Below are 20,577 nucleotides of genomic sequence, written 5' to 3'. Positions count from 1 at the left end.
AACGTTTATTGTTGAACCTCAACAGGAGGCTAGCACTGTTGCTGTTTGAATTGATTGCATTCTATCTCGCAGCAGCCTACCTCTTTAACGTTGAGATGATGTTTGATATACTGGTGTTGAGCCGGTGTGCCGGCAAGCAAACAAGAGTCGTATGGGAAGGCATCCCTGCGGCTCTTGTTTCTTTATCTAGTTATAATTCCTCATAAGCCTTCGCCAAATATTCCTACATAAATATAGAGGGGGCAGAAGCCCACCTCAGAGTATTTTCATTCATGGACTTTTGCTGATGCTGCCAAAAGGTTTTTTAATCGTCGAACCTTTTTGTGATCATCGGTATATCTGTCATCCAGGATGCAGCTCACCCAGGAGACGGTCAGGACGTTGACAATATCCGCGCCCCAACTTACGTAATCAAGCCGGGTGCCCTGGAAAAGATCAACGAAGTCTTGTACACTTTCGAGTTTGGAGAAAGGGGGCTGCTGCCCCCGCATACGCCAACTACTCATTTGAACAGGTTGATGATATTGATGGTGAGAGACAACATCATAAGCCCAATCGCTACGTCAATCTTATTGATTTTTTTCACGCTCATCAATCCCTTCTTGTATTCTGTTTTTCCGATTGTGTTATACTTGAGATAGGCGACCGAATCGCCACCCGCCCCTAAGGGCGAGTGGCTTTCCTCTTATTTAAAGAGGCTGATGACCGCGGTTACGAGCTGGGCGAACGCTGTGGTGAGCAATACCCATTCGCGAACCGAGATTCGGTCGCCTTTCTTTTCTGACTCTGGCGGTGGTGCCGGAGTCTTTTTCTTACTCATGTTTGTGTTCACCTCCTTTCTATACTCTTATTATACTACGAATAACGTAATAAAACAATACGAAAAACGTATTTAACATAAAAATATTTACGATAATAGTATTAATATAATACGTATATCGTATATAATGTAGTGAGAGGTGATATCATGATTAAGTTCGACCTTAAGGTTATGCTTGCCAAACGCGAGATGACCCAAAAAGAACTTGCAGAGAAAACAGGCATAAGACCGCCCACCATTTCAGCATTTGCAGTTGGAACAATCAAGCACATACCAGTTGATGTACTTGATAAGATTTGCGATGCGCTTGAATGCCAACCTGCCGATTTAATGAGACACATTTCTGAGAACGAATAAAAGCCGAAGAGGATTGCCCTCGTCGGCTTTTATATTGCTCAAAATTAACATTGTTAAAATGACTCCGCTTGAATATAATAGGAACAAACGTTCCTATGGAGATGGATGAGAATGAGCAAGCTTAATGGAAACGGAATTTTTGAAGGTTCACGTTTTATCCTGCCCGAGCATAGAGAGGCGTTGCTTGAGCAGCAACATGAACGGAACCGTCAGCAGCGACCTACGCTTGATGAACAAGAGTGTGAACAGATTGAAGCACTTCTGCAGCAGTCCATGAGCGAGCGCGGGACAATCACACTTCAAATGTATGATCCATTTGAACAGTGTCAGCTCACAGCTCAGGTGATAGATCTTGATCCTCAAGGTCGACGCGTCAAACTGCTTCTTGATGGAGAAAAGCAATGGATTAAGATGGATGACATTTTGGAGGTAAGAGCATGAGGGACTGGAGAGAAGAACACCATCAACTCGAAAGCCCATTGCCCCAGTGCAACCTCACTTATGTGGGTGTAAAGCTGCTATGAAGGGGAAATGGTTGAACGGAGTATATACCTGCTTGCGTTGTAATAAACCTGTATATGGATAGTCATGATAAGGCCCGGAATTACTCCAGGGCTTTTTATTATATACATTTAGCTATTCACCATGCCGCTCTGCTGGGACGTTTAACTATTCATCGGCGCTTGAAAGTAGTTATAAATTCTGAGTCCGTCCCCAAATGAAATGTTATTGGGGGCGGAGGAAATATGGGGACAAATCGGGGACAGACTCAACAGATTTGTATAGAATAGAAAGGACTAGTTGGAAAAGGAAAAAGAAAAAACCCTTGATTTACAAGGGTTTGAAGAATAAAAGGAGCTACATTCCACAGCCAATACTAGATTCAGGTTCTAGTGGTAGCAATATCGTGGAGGTTCGAGTCCTCTCGACCGCACCATACTTTCATCAATGAATCCTCATGCTTATGAGGTTTTTTTTATATTTACATGATCTAATAACCCCGTCGTCGATGATTTTCGGCAGCGGGGTGTTTTTACGTTTCACCCTTTAATAATCATCAATTTTCCATCAGATTGTATGTGTTAATTACAATCGTTAAATTTTGCTATGACGGTGCTTGACACAATGGTTCCAACCGTGTATAGTAATGATTACTGATTCCGAATTATTATCGGTTTCAAACGCAATATCTTATATGCGGTCATGGCGGAATTGGCAGACGCGCTAGATTCAGGTTCTAGTGGTAGCAATATCGTGGAGGTTCGAGTCCTCTTGACCGCACCATACTCTAATTAGCAGAATCCTTACGTCATTAAGGATTTTTTTATTTGTCTGTAATTCTTCGATAAGATGTTTTATCATAGCAGCTTTGAACAGGCTCGTAAATCGGATGCATGATGATTTACGGGCCTTTTTTGTGTCCCCATTATAGGTGAAGTCACGATCTTGGCTATCCGAGTGAGATCGTTAGTACAAGGTCAACAGTCATCCAATATCTAGTTAGATATAAGTTCAAGACTCCAGGATAAAACAGCCGGAGTCTTGAACTTATGAATCATCTTACCATTATTCAAATCAACCATGTGCGCAGAAAGTGGTAGTTATAACAGAAGCATAAAGGTTCCGCCAACAAGCAGAAGGAGACCGACAAAAGCTTTCATAGACAATTTTTCCTTAAACACAATGTAAGCGAAGATAATCGTCACGAGTATGCTTAATTTATCGATAGGGACTACGATACTTGCGGGCCCTTCTTGCAGTGCTTTGAAGTAGAGCAGCCAGGACATGCCGGTGGCCAAACCCGATAAGGTAAGGAAAATCCAGCTCTTTTTGTCGATTTCTTTGATGCCGCCCTGTTTCTTAGTTGCGAATACAATCAACCACGCCATGATCAGTACAACGATTGTTCGGATGGCGGTGCCTAGATTGGAATCAACATCTTCAATGCCGACTTTGCCTAGGATTGCTGTGATTGCTGCAAAAAGAGCGGATAGTACGGCATACCAAACCCATTTACCGCTTTTGTCAGAGGATTGTCCAGCATCTTGTTTTCTTTGTATCATCATGTACGTTCCGATTCCAATCAACGCCATACTGATGATTTTCAGTAAGGTAACTGGTTCCCCCAGTAAGATAATTGCAAAAAGCATTGTCATAATCGTGCTTGATTTATCAATGGGAACGACGACATTCACATTGCCTAGCTGCAGCGCTCTGAAATAGAAGATCCAAGAAGCGCCGGTCGTCAGTCCTGATAATACGAGATAGAAGAGAGACTGCGTGCTGATGTCGAACAGGTTCGTATGTAAGTTCCCTGCAAACACGATAGCCCACGCAAAAATGACAACAATTCCGGTTCTAAGGGCGGTAGCTAGATTGGAATCCGTACGCTGAATTCCGATTTTAGCAAGAATAGAAGTTAAACCTGCAAATAGCGCCGCACCAAAAGCATAAATCATCCACATGTAGGTATCCTCCAAACTCTATGTAAAACGCCATGCACCCAGGTAACAGGGAGCTTATGATTGTCTCCGTTTTCCGTATATTAAATCCCAGATTTCAGGGATGGTAGTGTTATTGATTCTATCTATAATTGATAATGATTATCATTATAGTGGAAGAACAGGGAATTGGAAAGAGGTTAGGAATCCGTCATCCACATCACTGAACAAAAAGATTTGGACGATCACCGCTGTCACGATGCTCAGCCAAGTAAGCCAACAGATGAAGCTTTTCGTTATGGACATGATAGCGTAGATAGTTTCCTGGTTCCTTTGTGTAACCAAGCAGTTCGCGCTCCGTTAATTTCATGCCGACACGGGAGAAGTTATCATCCAAATAATCTGGATGATAGGTTCGCTCATGAGCTTGCGGAAACAGATGACAAATTCGCGAAAGTGAAGCGGCGGGCGGCTGATAATACAAATAGTGCCCCAGCACACGGGCGCCCGGCTTGAGATAAGGCAGCATTGGGAAAAGCGGGAAGATCCGATTGTGTAACGAAAAGTCGTTGAACGAAAAGCTGTCGACGATCAAGTCAACGGTAACGGGGGCTAGCGGAAGCTGCCAATCACTGCTCTCGATATAAAGCGCCTGCAAATCGGTATGGTTCTGTGAAAGCTTCTCTTTAAGCCTGATCAGCAGTTCGCTCGACGTACCGCAAAAGATGTACATCGTCTCCGGTGGGAGAGATGAGATGTATCTAGGTAGAACCGTGTACACATCAGCGTTGGCTTCCACAATCAGCTGATGCTTGGCAGGTTCGCTTCTAAGTCGGTCGGCCAACCATTGGTTGCCCTTTTCCGTCAAGTTGATAAAAGCAGATGAAAGCAATTGAAATCGTTCGTGCTCATAGCCATAGGTATATGCGGAACGAGCGTTTTCTTTATCCGAGGTAAGCAGAATGCCATCCTTGATTTCAGCCCGATAATAGCAGGAGCAGTATAATTGTGCGCTAAGCATATATTTTCCCTGAAGGCAGGCGTTTCGTATTTGCAGTGGAATGCGGCAGGAGGGGCAGTAAAGCAGGGGCAAAAAGGAGTAAGGTACTCCGGTCTCTGCTTCCGTCCTAGGCTCGTCCTGTAAAGTGATTAATTTATTTTCAAGCCGATGAAGAGCGTTTTCCAGTTGCTCTTTATCCTTCATTAGCCGCTGTTTCTTTTCGTTCATCATACGTAGATAATGCAAGCGAATGTCTTCGAAGACGGTAAAATCAGAGATTCGCTTCCTCAAAAGCATTTGGCGGATTTCCTGAAGTGTAAAATGAAACTGCTTCATTTCACTGATAAAGGCCATATCCTCAATGCATGAAGGAGTAAATTCATATTGGGCGCTTGCTTTTTTATCCGGAAGCAACAGCTCGATTTCGATGTAGTAGCGAACCGTATCTACGGACACGTCAAAACGCTTGGCGAATGCTCCAATCTTCATGTAAGCACCTCCCATATTTCCCTTAATCTAATAATAAACTAAAATTGCGGGGGCACTCCAGATTTTTTTGGAAAATGAGATGTATTGCAGGCTTGATCTCAAGTACGCTCCATCTCTTAAGATAAGCGCATAACGAGGAAAGAGGTGAGATGCAATGAAGTTATCCGAATATGCTAGTTATGACGGTCTGGGGCTTGCTGAACTGGTCAAGCGCGGAGAAGTTACGCCAGAGGAACTGACGGCATTAGCTTGCGAAGCTATCCGGCTGGTGAATCCGCAACTAAATGTGATGGCCGTCTCGATGCAGGAGCTAGCAGAAAAAGAAAGCAAGTCTGCTTTGCCGAATGGCCCTTTTACTGGAATTCCATTCTTGGTCAAGGATTCAACTTTGCATGCGGCTGGAGTGCCTCTAAATAGCGGGAGCCGTCTGGGGGAAGGAATGATCTACCCGTACGACTCCGAGATGATGAGGCGGTTCCGACAGGCGGGACTCGTGACGCTGGGATCGACCACAGCGCCCGAATTTGGCTTCAATGTAACAACGGAAGCGGTTCTGTATGGGCCGACGAGAAACCCTTGGAATCCAGATAGGAGTCCAGGCGGCTCAAGCGGCGGCTCTGCTGCGGCGGTCGCGGCAGGTATTGTACCTATTGCACATGCCAATGACGGTGGAGGCTCTATCCGCATTCCTGCGGCTTGCAGCGGTCTGGTCGGCTTGAAGCCGACGCGTGGACGAACACCCAACGGTCCTGACAACGGAGAAGTACTGAGCGGACTCGGTATACAATTTGCCGTGACCAAGACGGTGCGTGATACGGCTGCACTGCTGGATGCGGTTGCGGGGCCAGACCCGGGGGCTTATGCTTGGGCCGAGCGGCCGAGCCGTCCCTTCTCAGCAGAACTTGATGAGGAGCCGGGGAGACTGCGGATAGCCTGGACGGGCAAGCCGTTTTCAGGCACCCCCGTTGATGCGGAATGCTTGCGTGTCTTGCATGAGACCGTCGGCTTATGTGAGGAACTCGGGCATGAATTAGTGGAGGTATTGCCAGAAGTGGATTATGAAGCATTGTTTGTAGCGACGATGCACATATGGGCGGCCAACACGTATCATGGAATTGAGCGGCTTGCGAAGACCCTGAATAGGAAGCCCTCGGAACATAATCTGGAAGCAACGATACTGAAAGCTTACCAATACGGCGCTACCTTAACCGCCCATGATCTGCTTAATGCCCTCGATATCAGTGCGCAAGCGTCTCGATCCGTCGGTCGTTTCTTTGAACAGTACGACGTGCTGCTTTCCCCAACGATTGCGTCTGTGCCTTTTCCGTTGGGCGAGCTGAATGCCAACAATCCGGATATCGATCTAAGAAGCTGGACAGAACAAGTATTCACCCGTGCTCCGTTCACTAGTCTCTTTAATACGACAGGCCAGCCTGCTGTATCACTTCCGCTCGGTTGGAGCGCGGACGGCCTGCCGATCGGGATGCAATTTGCTGGGCGATTCGCCGACGAAGCTACACTGCTGCGGCTCTCCGCCCAATTGGAAGCCGCCCGACCATGGAATCATAAACGTCCCGTCATTCATGCAGCTAGCAGCCAATAAGCGATTCATTTTCTGATCAGACGAACAGAAACCCAGGTCGACTTAGTAAAAAGATAGCGATAGCATGTAGGTTATTATTAGGTTCCTTATGATAGGGATGGAAAATCACAAAAAGGAGAGCATATGCGGAATAAAGCAGATGTGGATAGATTAGCAGAAGTATATGCAAATGATTCCTATGAAATAGAGAATGTGTACTCGGAGAACTTAATGAAAATGGCGGGGCAAACGACTCAAACTCATCATAACTGAGGAAGAGAATCGGTAGGGCTTGCATAGTCTGGAATCGCACGAGGTGTTACAAAAAGCCCCCTCGGTATGTTGATCAGCCAAATGATCCAAGTGGGGGCAAGGAAAGACAGCCCCAAATAAGTAAGATAAGCGTTAATGTATTAGAAAAGGCTAGGCTTGGAAAAACTAATTTTCCTAGCCTGGCCTTTCTTGCTTAACATAAAATGTTAAATTCGTTCAATACAAGGCTTGTTTTTGCTATCCTAACCCGCTTCGTTGTTATGCTGCTACGGTTTAATTTTTAAGTTGTGATTGGTTTTTACGATATTAGATTGAGTTGTTGCAGTTGTTATACTTGGCGCAGTAAGCATCCTCTCGATTCTTTCCAGCCGATCTATCTTCAATATAATTTCGACATCTTCCACATGTATCCTTTTAATCTATTGCAAGACAAGCAAGGGTATTCAATAATAAGCATCCGTAACAATCGGCCACCTCAATCGATACTATGGTTTAGGAGGGGATGCGATTGCAGGATCCATTTTTTAATACAGCCACGATCCATACGATACGCAACGGAGTCGAAGTACATGAGTTGTGGCTGCTTATTAACGCACGCTACGATGAGACAGCCAAGCGATTCAAGCGGATCAATGTCGACAATTTTAGCTTCGGTTGGCAAATGCAGGCTTGCGGCACGTATCCGGGTGAAGAGAACATCGGAGATTTAGACAATCAGGGAATGAATTTATGGAAGGCTAACGGGAAAAAGGCATACAGTGTAGGGGATCCTGCACGTAACCAAACCGGTGAAGATATCGGGGCTCTGCAACCGGATGGAAGCTGGCGTGAGTTCGGAATCATGTTGGGATGGAACAATCTGTTTATGTGTGACTCATATGGGGGAGTGACGATCGGAGGATCAGGCATTGAAATTGACGGCTCAGGCATATCCCCGCTCAGTAGGCTTTCACTGGGTAAATTCAGCGGTGGAAGCTTAGTCCCGCAGCGTCCTATTCAAGATTATGTGTTTGCCTATAACGGAATGTGCTGGAATGTTCAACATGGGCTGTGGAACAAAGATATTGGGGAACAGAGCGGCCTCTTCTATGGCTTGGCAGCACCAATCCACTACAATGATAAGGCTGATGGCTCGTTCAACCCGGATTCCAACAAGGCGAACATGGACAAAGCGGAAGTGGTCGTGATGAAATTGCCAGGAGGGAAATCTGCTCAGATCGAAAATTGGGAATATCTTGTGCAAATAACGAGCAGCGGGAACGCAAAAGTCCACGGATATGATGTCCCGCTAACTCAAGCCATAACCGTTAGTTTAAATCAAAATCAAGCAGCTGACGTATTTTATCCGAATTCAACCTGGAACAAGAGGAACGCGCATATCTTGGGTGTTAAGGGAATGAAGGCTGATGGAACGACAAAATCGGTTCAAAGCTATGATGCTTCCTACTATGATTATGGCATATATCTCAGTATGCCTGCTGGATATGCCCAAGCGGAGGTTCTATTGTCGAGAATCGGAGTGTCGTCGGAATGATGTAATACAAAAGAGCCGCTTGGCTTAATGGCCAGCGGCTCGTCATTTTCTATAGATGCTATTTACATTTTAAAAACCCATTTATATTCTGAAGGATTCCATTCGATCTTTCCATCCTTGTTCAATTTTCCAAATTCCATAGCAACTGTTTTGTTGACTGCTTTCATCCCGTTGTCAAAGGCAAAAGTGAAACGATTGCCGAATGTTTCTTCAATGCTTTGAACTGCATCAGCCAAGTTTACGACGATATCTCTTTTAATCTTGTTGTACAACCACAGTGCAACGTGTTGTTCGTTCATTTTACTTGCTCCCTTCATAATTCCTATATTCACGGCTGACAGTTTTGGGCTTCTCCGTCCTAAAGTCTGATCCCGTATCTTTATATTACTACAAGATCCTACCCAATCCTGCTATGTAAATGTGAAGATCTTTTGTCATTTAACGCTTATATGCTTGAGTGCATAGTTGCTTTACTGTGATAAAACATAAATGGAGCACACAGTTGAGTAGAATCTACTTCTTAAATAATCATATCCTTTTCCCATTATCTTATGCTAAGGTAAGTGGTTTGCGACTACGATTGAGAACTTGTATACAATTATTTAACTTGTATGTAGAGGAATTTCGATTATGATAAAGGAGTAAGGGGCGTAAATGATCTGACTTTTGAAAAAATGGTATTGACATGGTGGAATAATGAGAGTATAATAACTATTCAATAGCGCAACATACTCCCTCAACCGTCATTTCACCGTCCATTTCGCCAACCACTTGTCTGTCCATTGGTTCGTTACTCACTGTTGCTTCGTCCCTTTTTTAAGCTTGGAATTATAATTGTAGTGAAGTTTGCTTTATTTTTATTGGCTATTTTAGTTGTGAAATGTTATGAGGATTGATCATCCTATGCTGGGATGATGTTTGAACATGTTGTGAAATGTTTAATCATGTTAAAGAAAGAGAATTTTAAGAAACCTGACTCATTGAAAATAGAGCTAGGAGGTTTTTTCTTAAGAAGTTGGAGGAATACAAATGAATACAATACTAGTAAACAATTGGTTGAATCACATGGGTGATTACCGTGCAAGCCGTGCATTGAATGAGCGTAGATTGACTTATCGCATGTCTTATGTACAAGATATGAAGATGAACATGATGGGTGCGCGTCGTGAACAAGACAAGTTGCGTCATGCCATTACACGTGCGAAGGAACAAGAAATGATCTTTCATGCTGCGTGCTCGAAGCTTGATGCTGTACATCGCGATGCATTGAATACGCGTTACATGCACAATCAACGAGGCATTGAACCTGGTGTCATTTCCGAAGCGATTGATGCTCTTACTGCGGCATTGCAGTTGATGGAGAAGTACGGAGCGATTCAGTATCGTATTGTTGAAGGCTATGTGATTATGAATTTTGTACAACAGCGCACAGCGTAAGTGTATAGGATGCGATCAGGATTTTATAAACTGTCATCTCACGGACAGTTCTCGTCCGCTTTAGCATCTCATATTGCATCTCATTTTAAACGATTGGGTGAGCATATGTTTTTGGAAAGTATGGAACGTTAACAGCCTCTTAAGGATAAAACTTAAGAGGTTTATTTATTTCCACTTGCTTTAATCAATTAACTTATAAAAGCAACCCCCGAAGCTCCTCTCCTTATGCCTAAAGAAACCCAAAGCACAGCCTAATTGTAATATGACGCTGGAATGCGCCCCCTTGCTTGAACAGATGAAGAGAGCGCTCTTCCCAATTAGAACATGGATTGATAGAACATAACTGCATCACAGATGCGTGATGCAATGAGCGTCTGAGTTCGTGGTTCGGTCAGCAGCTTACGATCCCGATCGTTGCTAATAAACCCGGCCTCAACAATCACTGCTGGCTGCTCCACCCGCTTGAGCAAATAATAAGTAGGGCCGAGCTCTGGCTGCTTATGCGATGCAAAGATTGGATTCAATGATTGTTGTATAAACCAAGCGAGCATTCGGCTTCGCCCTTCCTTCTGATGCAGCACAATCGGGCCGCGTGCAGCTTTGTTTTTGTTCCAATTGACATGAATGCTGATGAATACGGATACGGGGAGTTCTTGACTTAGCTGCCGACGCTGTGCAAGATCCTTGCGATGTCTAGAGCGGGTGGCCGACCATCGGTTATCATCGCTAAGCGCATAATCACCGGTTCGGTTGACAATGACCGGAATGCCCCTCGATTTCAGCATAAGATACAACTTCTGAGCGATAGCTAAATTAATGTCCTTCTCCAAGATATTGCCGTGAGTTGTTCCTCCATCAATTCCCCCATGTCCTGCATCAATTAAGACCAGCTTAGAGAATGGAAGACTCGGAAGGGATCCAATTGGTTCTGTATTGGGTGGAACAGATGCTGCAAAAGGTTCGGGGATTGCGTCCACGGCTAACTCCTGATATACGGCTGTCTCATTTGTGGTGGCAGCACGTCCAGCATGTCCGACCCCAATATTAGCGGTACACCCGATGGCAATAGCTATAATGCCAGCGACCATTCGGCGCAATCGCGATGCACATGACGGTTGATGTAGCATGAAGCAATCCCTTCTTTCTGTCACATGGTCAACATAATCACTCCATCTTTATCGTGTACAGCGAAGCACAACCTCATTCCTGCCAATTTGGGTTGGTGCGCCGTAGATCTGGGTATCCTAAGAATGACGGGGCGAGGCAGCCAAGAGATAACGACGAGAGGATTGAGAACCGTTATGGCTAAAGCAGGAAAAGGAGAAGACTTGATTAAATACATTACACAACGCGTTGTCACCTATATGGATACGCCGGTTGAAGCGCGTCGGGAGCGTCAAATGGAGCGGAAAAATCGTGCAAAGGAATCATGGCAAACGAAGTGGTTCGGAATGGTGCCATTCGGAGTCAAAATGTGGGCTGGCCAATGGGGGAGTGCAAGCAAGCCTCTGCTCAAGCGGGCCAGAGAACTAAATGTGCTCCGACTACTGCGCAAACAAGTCAAAACAGCCTCTAACACTCCATCATCAGGATCTGGGACGCCTTCTCAACCTTAGGCAAAAAAAGGGGCACGCCTTTGAAGGTCGTGCCTCTTTGCAAGGATCAAGCTATGAACATATTTTTATGACTGTGGAATAAATGCCCCCGCTTGCAGTGCATCTGAGGAGGGGAGCCAACGCATGGATTTCATGTCAGGAGAAGCGACAATTACATACACATTGTCTCTTGTCTTTGCCAAATCGCTTGAATTGCTCTGACCATCATCTCTATTTCCTCCTCCAAGCATCCATCTCTGAATCCCGATATACGAAAAAGGTTGATTAACAGCCCCACCACTTATGCGCTGTATATAAACCCAATTTTGATCACGAAAAGTAAGAGGAAGCTCCTTGGAGCTATTTATAGATAGCTTAGTCATCCAGTTCACATTCTCATAGGGATCGAATGGTGCAATCAAACTGCTTGAAGAGGCAACCTCGCTGTAGCTCTGCGAGGAGGCGGCGGCATGAGAGGATAGCAATTGTATCGAAAGCAATCGTTCCTTGCTGTCCATGCGTTTAGATTGACTCGCTGAGGGCTGACTCAACAAGGTCGGGCTATCATTTGCATCTCGCTTTGTTGGCGCTGGTGCATACTGCTTCGGCAGCGGGAGCCATTCTCCACTTTGCGCATCAAGCCAATCAACGTTCCCGTTGTGCCATTCCACTCGCCATACGGTAAGCAGCGGGGCTAGCTGGTACGGGTAAATGCTCGTTACCTGAACTTCCTTATTATGTTCCTCTACAAGCTGCTGCTGTCGATCTAACAATGCATCCTGTAAGGTTGATTCATCGAAGGGCTGCTGTTCGCCAAGCCCATATTCCGACAGTCGTATTCGACCATCGGCATCTGCTTGTAGAATCATATATCCAATTTGCTTTTGTTTGTCCATAACGCGGATGAACCACCCATGCATGCCAGGGCCAAGAGGGAAGCGTTCTGTATCTGCATGCTCCCATTGCTGGAATGGGGCTTTCTTGGCGAGCTGCTGCTGATAGTGGATAATTGCTTCATCAATCTGTTTGTTCTCTCCACCCCCTGAAAGCGGGGTCAAAGATGCGGGTGCAGACTGGAAGGTGTGATAGGTAGACGAAGCAGAAGTAGACGTCAAGATGATCGAATGTTCACTAAATAAGGATTGTTGAAAGGAGAGCAGAGCATAAGCTTCGCTTACCAAGTTCTCATTGGTTCTGCCCGATAGTGGCTTGGCTTCGCTTGATGCAAACAGAATGCCGACAGTAACACTGCCAGCTACAAGGGAAGTCAGTGCAGCGGATGCGGCGATATAAGCCAATTTCGTCCACCAAGGTTCATTATTCATCGAATCACCTCTAATTTCCGTTGTTACAGGCTTCCTGTATCGGTTGCTGTTAGTTGATTTCCTTAATTGTAAAGGACAAGCTCTAAAAATGGTGTCGTTCCATTGTTCAGGTGCTTGTCCTTTACACGTTCTATTTTTGCCGCAATGTGGCGTTTCTGCACTGTTCATGATTGATAGGCTTAGGCCAATGTCGAAGGAAGATGAATCAGACCTGCATTGAGAAAATTGACCGCAATCCGAGGCTCGAATTGCCACCGAATCTCTTGGCACCTCATGTCATATTGCTGCTGGATCTGTTCTTGTTTCGAAGGGGAATTTGTATTCCCTTGTTCGGGATCAGTGTCGGAATCATCCCCGCCATGCTTGTCCTTGTTGGATGGCATATTCGCAGCCTGCTCGGCTTCGGTGCTGAATTGCTGAAGCTGAGGTTCGTAATAAGACTTCAATCTCGCAAGCTCTTCTTCCAATCGTTCTGACGCTTCCACAGCCCATGTATTGTCATAGGTAGAGATGAGATCGATTAAATGTCTTTCTACAGCCTCGCGGGCTTGTTGAATAGACAACGACCAAGGCGCAACATGCACATTGGAAGGAAGCTTAGGGGACAAGGGCATGGACAGCAGTTGTTCCATGAAGTCAGTCCGAATTCGTCCCGTAATCAGAGATATTCCGAACGAATGAATTTCCTCTCTCTTTAGGTCGCATGCAAATTCGACGTTAAGATTTAAGAGAAGCCATGGCTCATATGCAGTAGAACGCTTAGTACCTCGTGTGGAACTGTTTGCAGCAGTACTGCCGGCATTGGCTGGTTCAGCGAACAATTGAATGAAGCGACCCTCTTCATGAACCGCTTGCATGATGCTCGACAGCCGCCGGCTGCCGAAGGTAACATCCTCGCGTGGAATTCGTCCTAAGCCTCCACCGCCGCCTGTGAAGGCGGGTGCTACGCCGAAGTAGCGACCGAGGATGGAGTCGCCGGGGGCTGTACCGGCAGGGGTAGAGCCCGGAGGCGGAGCAATAGCTGCACCAGTTGGCGGAGCTGTGGCGGCACCCGCAGGTGGCAGGACTGGCGGGGCAGAAGGTCCACGAGGGGGTTCAGGCTGCATCGCAGAAGGATCGAATACGAAGGTGAATCGCATCGTCTCGGGCTCTGCCCCTGTGCGATCAACAAAACCCCAATAGTAGGGACGGTTCGTAAGCTTACGGTCGGCTCGTTCTGACAGCTTCACGGTTACACTGGCAGGTGAGGTCTCCATGATATGACAATCGGTGGCCTCCAAATAATCGAGCACAAATCGTCGTACTTGCTCCGTATTCATTCCTTCCTACCTCCTATTCCTGTCATCATCCTTCAATCTCGGCACTCATGTTATGCAGGAGATTACTTATTGCTGCACTTTTCTCGTCGTCTTCCATATCTATTTCTTCACGTATCGCATTTAACGAATTGCCTAAACGCTCCACCTCGGTGTGAATCAGATCTTCCGAATCCGATTCCAGAAGAATGCGGGAGAGGCTCTTCTCGAGAGAATCCTGCTTCTCGAACCGTTCCAGGATCATGTCGAGACTGCCGATGACCATCTCAAACATGTTGATTTTCTCATGAAGCAGGTTCAGTATATATTCTTCAATCGTTCCTTGCGTTGATAGGTTGTAGATCTTCACATCATTGTTCTGACCAAGCCGATGTACCCTACCAATCCGCTGCTCTACGCGCATCGGGTTCCATGGCAAATCAAAATTAATCATATGATGGCAGAACTGCAGATTGATACCTTCGCCCCCGGCTTCTGTTGCAATCATGACCTGTGCCCGTCCGCGGAAAAGATCCATCATCCAATCCTTCTTGCCGCGGTTCATCCCTCCGCTGTAAGGAACTGCGACTAGACCGGCATTGCGGAAATACTGCAGCAAGTACTCCTGGGTAGCTCTGTATTCGGTAAACACGATAACTTTTTCATTAATCTCGCGAATAATGTTCATCGCCGTTTCGGCTTTGGTATTCGCATTAATGCCTTTAATGAGATCGACAAGATCCCAGATATAATTGCGAATAGGGGAGTCCTCGGCAAGCTTCTTTGACAAATTCACGAGTGTTAAGAAGACGGCATCCCGACTGGAGCATACTTCCCGCTGCAGCGTAATGAGGGAGAACATGCTGCCGATATCCCCGCTGTTTGTTCGATATTGCTCCTTTACAAATCGAGTGACGCCATCATAGAGCGCCTGTTCTTCCGGCGAGAGGGTGAGTGGAACATTCTTAACGATACGCTTCGTAAAATGAACATTGCCTTCACCTCTGCGATTGCGCACCATGACCTTCGATAGCTCGCTCTGGAGCATGCCCTCATTCTTCGGCATCCGCTTGTCTGCGACGAAGTTCGTGCTGAACTCCCCTTGACCGCCCAGCTGACCTGGCTTCAGCAGATTGATCAAGTTATACAACTCGTTCATATCATTCTGAACGGGTGTAGCTGTTAGCAGAAGACAGTATTTCTTGCGCAAATGCTGAATGAATTGATAGTTCGTTGTTTTCCGATTTTTCAGTTTATGGGCTTCGTCAACGATTAACATATCGTATTCCTGCTCCATGAGAATTTCCTTGTGCGGATCGCGTTTAGCAGTATCCATGGAAGCGACTACGATGTCATTTGCCCATTGATATCCCTTCTTTTGGGCGATCGCAGGAATGCCGAACTTATGGTTCAGCTCACGAACCCATTGCAGCACAAGAGAGGCGGGCACTAAGATGAGCACTCGCTTCACAAGTCCCCGAATCATATATTCCTTCAAAACAAGACCGGCTTCGATCGTCTTCCCGAGACCTACCTCATCGGCTAATATTGCTCTGCCTCGCATATCATGCAGCACTTTGCGGGCTGTCTCTAACTGATGCGGCAGTGGATCGACGTTTGTAATATGAGTTAAGCATTGAAGCTCGTCAAATGCATGAATTCGCTTTGCCTGCTGGGCTTCGTATGCAAGCCGGAATAAGGTCCAGTCATCCCAAGGGCTGTTTTTGTCAATGCGAGCAAGAAGCTCGTCCGTCCATCCGTTCTCGATAGTAAGGGGGATGCGACCTATTGCAGCTGTGCTAGTACGGGAGGATGTGGAGGGGTTATCTCCATTAATACCCACAGTTCCCATAGATGCTTCGATTCCGGGGTAAGCTAGTGTCGTAGAAGCGTTACTCGGTGTACGAGACTCTTCGTTCGACGGCTGATACGTACGCATGTTGTCTCCCTCCTTAATCGATTCGTTATTCTTCATTACCGTGTAGTATGGACGTAATCTTCTTATTTCATAACTGTTCATACGATACGATGGAAAGAGTTTGAAATGAGGGATTTATCACAGTGGTTTTGTATATGTTGATGTAAAATACTTTTTGGACACTAGATATAGTGTTGAGTACATACCATGTAAGCAGGTCTAACGCACGTGGTTGTTGATAAAGATTTGATGAAATGAAGAAGCACAGGAGGTTGTTCTCTTTGAATATGCCACAGAAGAAACGCTTGGAAGGACTAAGTGAGAAGATATTTCTAGATCGATATGCAAAAAAGGATGCAGATACGAACAATACCCGAGTGGGGGACGTTGTGCTTGTATTAACCAAGGAAGATCCGAAATTTCCGACGAAGGAGGTTGGAGAGGTTACTGCACGTAATGGCCGGAATTTATCTGTTGCACTCCGAAGCGGGGCGACCATCCAGACATCTGTTGAGCATGTGACCCTGACCGTGGAGAAAACACCGGAGGAAATGTGGGATCGATTGGCATCTGCAATTGCCTCCGTTGAGACTACGGAGAAGCAAGCGGAATGGACGGATAAATTCAGATATATTCTCGATGATTGGAAGCTTGTCCCGGGTGGACGAATCGCAGCAGGAGCAGGAGCAAGCGAGGAGCTAACCTTGTTCAATTGCTATGTCATTCCGTCTCCGAAGGATAGTCGAGGCGGGATTATGCAGACGCTCTCGGAAATGACAGAGATTATGGCTCGGGGTGGCGGCGTTGGCATCAATCTATCCTCGCTTCGTCCAAGACGGGCTATTGTGCGTGGTGTTAATGGCTCATCCAGTGGCGCGGTTTCATGGGGAGGCTTATTCAGCTATACGACAGGACTTATCGAGCAGGGCGGCAGCCGGCGTGGTGCCTTAATGTTAATGATGTATGATTGGCATCCGGACATTTTGGATTTTATTACGGTGAAGCAGACTGCAGGTCAAGTGACGAATGCGAACTTATCTGTCTGTGTTAGCAATGGATTTATGAAGGCCGTGAAGGAGGACTTGGACTGGGAGCTTGTATTTCCAGATACGAGTGATCCGGACTATGATGAGCAGTGGGATGGAGATTTGGAAAAGTGGAAGAAGGCGGGCAAGGCCGTCATTCCTTATCAGACAGTTAAGGCCCGCGACATTTGGCATACGATTATAGAGTCGGCGTGGAAGTCGGCGGAACCGGGTGTTGTCTTCATGGAGCATTATAATCAGATGTCGAACAGCTGGTATTTCAACCCGATTATCTGTACGAATCCTTGTGGAGAACAGGGACTGCCGGCGTGGGGTGTCTGCAATTTATCTGCGCTCAACCTGTCCAAGTTTTATGATGCTGAGAAGCGGGATGTTGCTTGGGAGGAGCTATCGAAGGTAACGCGTTATGCGGTGCGGTTCCTCGATAACGTCATTGATAAGACTCCGTATCATTTTGAGGAGAATAAAAACAATCAACAGAAGGAGCGGCGTGTCGGGCTTGGCTCGATGGGATTGGCAGAATTGATGATCAAGCTTGGCATCCGATATGGAAGTCCTTACTCGCTCGAATTCCTTGACCGGCTGTTCGGCTTTATTGCCCGCGAGGCCTACTTGGCTTCTGCGGATATTGCTGCGGAGAAAGGGGCTTTCCCTGCCTTTCAAGCAGAGCCTTACTTGTCAAGCGGCTTCATGAAGCAAATGTGCGGTGTATATCCTGAGGTCGAAGAAGCAATTCAAGCGAAGGGGATGCGTAATGTAACGGTCATTACACAAGCGCCGACGGGCAGCACGGGTACCATGGTTGGCACTTCCACCGGGATCGAGCCGTACTTCGCCTTCAAATATTACCGCCAGAGCCGTCTCGGCTATGACGAGCAGTTCGTGCCGATTGCGCAGCAATGGAAGGATGCGCATCCGAACGACCAGCTGCCGGATTACTTTGTAACAGCGATGGATCTGTCAGCAGAGGATCATATTCGTGCGCAAGCAGCGATTCAGCGCTGGGTGGACAGCTCGATTTCCAAAACGGCGAACTGTCCGAATGACTTTACTATCGAGCAGACAAAGGAATTGTATGAACTGGCGTTCGATCTCGGATGTAAAGGTGTAACCATTTACCGAGATGGAAGTCGAGACGTGCAAGTGCTGTCGACGGAGAAAGAGTCGAAGCAGGAAGAGAGCAACCATTCAGGATCGGGGCAAGCTGATTCCCATTCGAACTCGCAGCAAAAGCACTCTGAACAGGATGATTCCCATACGAACAATCAGGAGGAGCCACAATCAACACAAGGAGGGGTTCTTCATTGCGAGTCTTCCTTTGTCTCTGAGGGTCAACAGAAGACGAAGAACAATGGGGACGGAAATGAGCAGCAGCTTCATCGTCAGGATACTGGCTCGTCTGGTGCATCGTCTTTGAGTGTCTCTTCAGATCATGAACAGAAGGATGGAGTCCGAGCGCAGGAAAGTAATGACGGTCAGGAATCTACTCAGGAATCTACACATGGCAATGCTTCTCCTTCTGCTGAGGTAACTGCAACCAAGGGGGGAGAGTCTGAATCAGCAAGCTCAAATAATGTGTACAAGCGCCGTCCACAGGTATTGCGCGGCGCAACGTATAAGATTAATACGCCGTTCGGGATGGCGTACATTACGATTAATGATTTGAATGACATTCCTGCAGAAATCTTCTTAAACGTCGGCAAGGCTGGGTCCGATGTATTTGCGATGGCGGAAGCGCTAGGCCGCGTATGTTCCCTGTTCCTGCGCTATGGCGACCATGGCAACAAAGTAGAGCTGTTAATCAAGCATTTGAAGGGAATCGGTGGTTCAGGCTCCGTTGGCTTCGGTGCTAATCGGGTGGAGTCGATTGCAGATGCAGTCGCAAAAGCGCTGGAGACACATATGCAGGAGCAGGCATGTGATCAAGAGCGCCAGCGAAATGGCGAAGGGAGAAACGGTCAGCAGAACCATCAAAATGACAGCGGTCAGTCGAACAACAATAATAACCAACAATTGATTGAAAATGGCCATCAGTCAAACAGCAACAATCAGACTGCCAGTGGCAATCATCAACAGGTTAATTCTTCACGACAGGAATCGATCGAACAGGAACCAATCGCAGCTGCAATTGAAGATTCATCATCTGCTCAGAAAGATACATCTCCACCGATGATGAGCGGGATGTCGAGAGACTTATGTCCTTCCTGCGGCTCAGCTTCTCTTATCAATATGGAAGGCTGCAAGACGTGTGCGAACTGTGGATACAGCCGTTGTTCATAAAGAGCATATGTTTGAAGATTTGAGAGAAATGAGTGCTGTGAATCATTTGTATGTAACGTTCATTATAATAGTCGGGGCAATACATCGGCTACCTTGTCAATGTGGCGGCATGGATAACAATTCGGTGGCGTTGCTTGAATAATGAAGAGAGGCACGCAGATCAAATCGCCGATTAATGGTTACAAAGTATAGGGCAAATGGAAAACCCCCGTGAAGCTGCTGTGGCAGCGCCCCGGGGGTTTGTGTTTTGGTCTGGCGCAGCATGACGCCAACTATTTAACCCCTGACAGCCTGTAGTATGGCTGCAGCCGGTCCCTGGTTGTTTTCTAGTTGCATAAAATGAACGGGAGATTACCTTAACTTCAGATCATTTTATATAGGTTAACAGAATAATGACACTTCTAAAACAACAAAAGCCCTACCTCTCTTTTGTCCTTGCGGCTCCGATGACCGCGCCAGTGTGAATCAGAATTTCGTCTTTACATAAACTCATACTTCGTTTGGGTTATTCAAAATAGGAATTTAAAACCTCGTGGTCACGAAGGGTTATTCTTCTAGCGAGGAACGTAAAAGGGGTTAAATTTAAATTACAATATCATATTATATCACAGATGCAACTATCTGGCAAGAGCTCTATTGGGTTCTACTTTGGACTGCGCAGCGGACCGTATGACCCGTTAGAAAGACCCCACTCAGGATCAGTACCAGCCCAGCGAGCAAATCGGGTGTATTGGCTCATCCAACATCAGTGCTCCCCAGACGCTTGCCATGGCAGGGATCAAGTAAGGGGATATGGTCCGGAAATTTCGGCTCTGGCGAGCTTTATTGATTAAATTTACAGGATAATTGAGATAGATTTGACGCTGTGGAAGGCGACTTCTAAGTTCTGAACGCTTTCTGCTTCCGGAATTTTTGAAGAGTTGACTTAGAGTTATTTTATGGTATGATAACAATATCAGTACTATAAATACTAAACGGGTACTACAGGTACGAAAGAAATAAGCACAGTAGAAAACGAATGGAAGTAATTATGATTTTTTCCGATTGTTTCTTACCTATCGGGATGCCTTTGATGATGAAAATGCAGACCGAGGGAGAAATACGATGAATTTTGAGAGATTGGGTTGATGGTCGGCGGGAGGAACCATTTTGCGTACAGTATTCAATTTCATGTTCAACGATAGA

At 46.3% G+C, this 20,577-nt stretch carries 16 protein-coding genes and 1 tRNA gene; 9 read left to right on the top strand and 8 right to left on the bottom strand.

The window, feature by feature from the left end; translation table 11 throughout:
- Positions 1-38 precede the first annotated feature (38 nt).
- Positions 39-206 carry a hypothetical protein gene (locus tag PBN151_RS31320; protein WP_175560725.1) on the top strand — a complete coding sequence of 56 codons (168 nt, stop codon included), beginning with the start codon at positions 39-41 and terminating at the stop codon, positions 204-206.
- Between the two features lie 479 nt (positions 207-685).
- Here PBN151_RS31320 and PBN151_RS32295 read toward each other — a convergent pair whose 3' ends face one another.
- Positions 686-820 (bottom strand): hypothetical protein, encoded by a 135-nt coding sequence (locus PBN151_RS32295; RefSeq protein WP_265332099.1) that lies wholly within the window; start codon positions 818-820, stop codon positions 686-688.
- Between the two features lie 147 nt (positions 821-967).
- On the opposite strand from PBN151_RS32295, the gene PBN151_RS15300 reads away from it, so the two are divergent.
- The 3 genes from PBN151_RS15300 (at position 968) to PBN151_RS15290 (ending at position 2,461) form a co-directional block, all read left to right on the top strand.
- Complete coding sequence (locus PBN151_RS15300) at positions 968-1,177, top strand: helix-turn-helix domain-containing protein (RefSeq protein ID WP_005547297.1); 210 nt, start codon at positions 968-970, stop codon at positions 1,175-1,177.
- A gap of 111 nt (positions 1,178-1,288) precedes the next feature.
- Positions 1,289-1,618, top strand: a complete 330-nt coding sequence (locus PBN151_RS15295; RefSeq protein ID WP_072729692.1) for a YolD-like family protein — start codon at positions 1,289-1,291, stop codon at positions 1,616-1,618.
- A gap of 756 nt (positions 1,619-2,374) precedes the next feature.
- Positions 2,375-2,461 (top strand) — tRNA-Leu (locus PBN151_RS15290).
- A gap of 317 nt (positions 2,462-2,778) precedes the next feature.
- On the opposite strand, the gene PBN151_RS15285 is transcribed toward PBN151_RS15290, so the two are convergent.
- Positions 2,779-3,642, bottom strand: a complete 864-nt coding sequence (locus tag PBN151_RS15285; RefSeq protein ID WP_072729691.1) for an EamA family transporter — start codon at positions 3,640-3,642, stop codon at positions 2,779-2,781.
- Between the two features lie 196 nt (positions 3,643-3,838).
- Entirely contained in the window at positions 3,839-5,107 is a 1,269-nt protein-coding gene (locus PBN151_RS15280) for a MerR family transcriptional regulator (protein WP_072729690.1), read from the bottom strand.
- 154 nt (positions 5,108-5,261) lie between these two features.
- Between PBN151_RS15280 and PBN151_RS15275 the strand changes: the two genes are divergently transcribed.
- The gene (locus PBN151_RS15275; protein WP_072729689.1) at positions 5,262-6,710 is read left to right on the top strand and encodes an amidase; all 1,449 of its coding nucleotides are present in this window, start codon (positions 5,262-5,264) and stop codon (positions 6,708-6,710) included.
- Positions 6,711-7,470: 760 nt separating this feature from the next.
- A complete protein-coding gene (locus PBN151_RS15270) occupies positions 7,471-8,496 on the top strand; it encodes a hypothetical protein (protein WP_072729688.1) in 1,026 nt (341 codons plus the stop codon).
- Between the two features lie 62 nt (positions 8,497-8,558).
- On the opposite strand, the gene PBN151_RS15265 is transcribed toward PBN151_RS15270, so the two are convergent.
- Positions 8,559-8,795, bottom strand: coding sequence for a DUF6953 family protein (locus PBN151_RS15265; RefSeq protein WP_021253185.1), 237 nt, complete (start codon positions 8,793-8,795; stop codon positions 8,559-8,561).
- Positions 8,796-9,525: 730 nt separating this feature from the next.
- On the opposite strand from PBN151_RS15265, the gene PBN151_RS15260 reads away from it, so the two are divergent.
- Positions 9,526-9,933, top strand: a complete 408-nt coding sequence (locus tag PBN151_RS15260) for a DNA-directed RNA polymerase (RefSeq protein WP_072729687.1) — start codon at positions 9,526-9,528, stop codon at positions 9,931-9,933.
- A gap of 317 nt (positions 9,934-10,250) precedes the next feature.
- Here PBN151_RS15260 and PBN151_RS15255 read toward each other — a convergent pair whose 3' ends face one another.
- Positions 10,251-11,060 carry an N-acetylmuramoyl-L-alanine amidase gene (locus tag PBN151_RS15255; RefSeq protein ID WP_072729686.1) on the bottom strand — a complete coding sequence of 270 codons (810 nt, stop codon included), beginning with the start codon at positions 11,058-11,060 and terminating at the stop codon, positions 10,251-10,253.
- A 24-nt stretch (positions 11,061-11,084) separates the two neighbouring features.
- On the opposite strand from PBN151_RS15255, the gene PBN151_RS15250 reads away from it, so the two are divergent.
- Positions 11,085-11,549 (top strand): YqzE family protein, encoded by a 465-nt coding sequence (locus tag PBN151_RS15250; protein WP_227774711.1) that lies wholly within the window; start codon positions 11,085-11,087, stop codon positions 11,547-11,549.
- A 65-nt stretch (positions 11,550-11,614) separates the two neighbouring features.
- On the opposite strand, the gene PBN151_RS15245 is transcribed toward PBN151_RS15250, so the two are convergent.
- The 3 genes from PBN151_RS15245 to PBN151_RS15235 form a co-directional block, all read right to left on the bottom strand.
- Positions 11,615-12,853: a hypothetical protein gene (locus PBN151_RS15245; protein ID WP_072729684.1), complete on the bottom strand. Its 1,239-nt coding sequence runs from the start codon at positions 12,851-12,853 to the stop codon at positions 11,615-11,617.
- 179 nt (positions 12,854-13,032) lie between these two features.
- Positions 13,033-14,172 (bottom strand): YqhG family protein, encoded by a 1,140-nt coding sequence (locus PBN151_RS15240; RefSeq protein ID WP_072729683.1) that lies wholly within the window; start codon positions 14,170-14,172, stop codon positions 13,033-13,035.
- 25 nt (positions 14,173-14,197) lie between these two features.
- Entirely contained in the window at positions 14,198-16,087 is a 1,890-nt protein-coding gene (locus tag PBN151_RS15235) for a DEAD/DEAH box helicase (protein WP_227774709.1), read from the bottom strand.
- A 266-nt stretch (positions 16,088-16,353) separates the two neighbouring features.
- Here PBN151_RS15235 and PBN151_RS15230 point away from each other — a divergent pair, with 266 nt between their 5' ends.
- Entirely contained in the window at positions 16,354-19,392 is a 3,039-nt protein-coding gene (locus PBN151_RS15230; RefSeq protein WP_083545171.1) for an adenosylcobalamin-dependent ribonucleoside-diphosphate reductase, read from the top strand.
- Positions 19,393-20,577: the final 1,185 nt, after the last annotated feature.

Source organism: Paenibacillus sp. NAIST15-1, from assembly GCF_001894745.1.
Taxonomy (GTDB): Bacteria; Bacillota; Bacilli; order Paenibacillales; family Paenibacillaceae; genus Paenibacillus_B; species Paenibacillus_B suaedae.
The sequence above is the reverse complement of the archived record's forward strand: the minus strand, read 5'-3'. Positions and strand labels throughout refer to the sequence as shown.

Excerpts from the sequence above, each read along its gene's own strand:
- PBN151_RS15245 (WP_072729684.1), bottom strand. The coding sequence starts at position 12,853 with ATGAATAATGAACCTTGGTGGACGAAATTGGCTTATATCGCCGCATCC.
- PBN151_RS15275 (WP_072729689.1), top strand. The coding sequence starts at position 5,262 with ATGAAGTTATCCGAATATGCTAGTTATGACGGTCTGGGGCTTGCTGAA.
- PBN151_RS15265 (WP_021253185.1), bottom strand. The coding sequence starts at position 8,795 with ATGAACGAACAACACGTTGCACTGTGGTTGTACAACAAGATTAAAAGA.
- PBN151_RS15260 (WP_072729687.1), top strand. The coding sequence starts at position 9,526 with ATGAATACAATACTAGTAAACAATTGGTTGAATCACATGGGTGATTAC.
- PBN151_RS15255 (WP_072729686.1), bottom strand. The coding sequence starts at position 11,060 with ATGCTACATCAACCGTCATGTGCATCGCGATTGCGCCGAATGGTCGCT.
- PBN151_RS15300 (WP_005547297.1), top strand. The coding sequence starts at position 968 with ATGATTAAGTTCGACCTTAAGGTTATGCTTGCCAAACGCGAGATGACC.
- PBN151_RS15250 (WP_227774711.1), top strand. The coding sequence starts at position 11,085 with ATGGTCAACATAATCACTCCATCTTTATCGTGTACAGCGAAGCACAAC.
- PBN151_RS15295 (WP_072729692.1), top strand. The coding sequence starts at position 1,289 with ATGAGCAAGCTTAATGGAAACGGAATTTTTGAAGGTTCACGTTTTATC.
- PBN151_RS32295 (WP_265332099.1), bottom strand. The coding sequence starts at position 820 with ATGAGTAAGAAAAAGACTCCGGCACCACCGCCAGAGTCAGAAAAGAAA.
- PBN151_RS15280 (WP_072729690.1), bottom strand. The coding sequence starts at position 5,107 with ATGAAGATTGGAGCATTCGCCAAGCGTTTTGACGTGTCCGTAGATACG.
- PBN151_RS15285 (WP_072729691.1), bottom strand. The coding sequence starts at position 3,642 with ATGTGGATGATTTATGCTTTTGGTGCGGCGCTATTTGCAGGTTTAACT.
- PBN151_RS15240 (WP_072729683.1), bottom strand. The coding sequence starts at position 14,172 with ATGAATACGGAGCAAGTACGACGATTTGTGCTCGATTATTTGGAGGCC.
- PBN151_RS15230 (WP_083545171.1), top strand. The coding sequence starts at position 16,354 with ATGCCACAGAAGAAACGCTTGGAAGGACTAAGTGAGAAGATATTTCTA.
- PBN151_RS15235 (WP_227774709.1), bottom strand. The coding sequence starts at position 16,087 with ATGCGTACGTATCAGCCGTCGAACGAAGAGTCTCGTACACCGAGTAAC.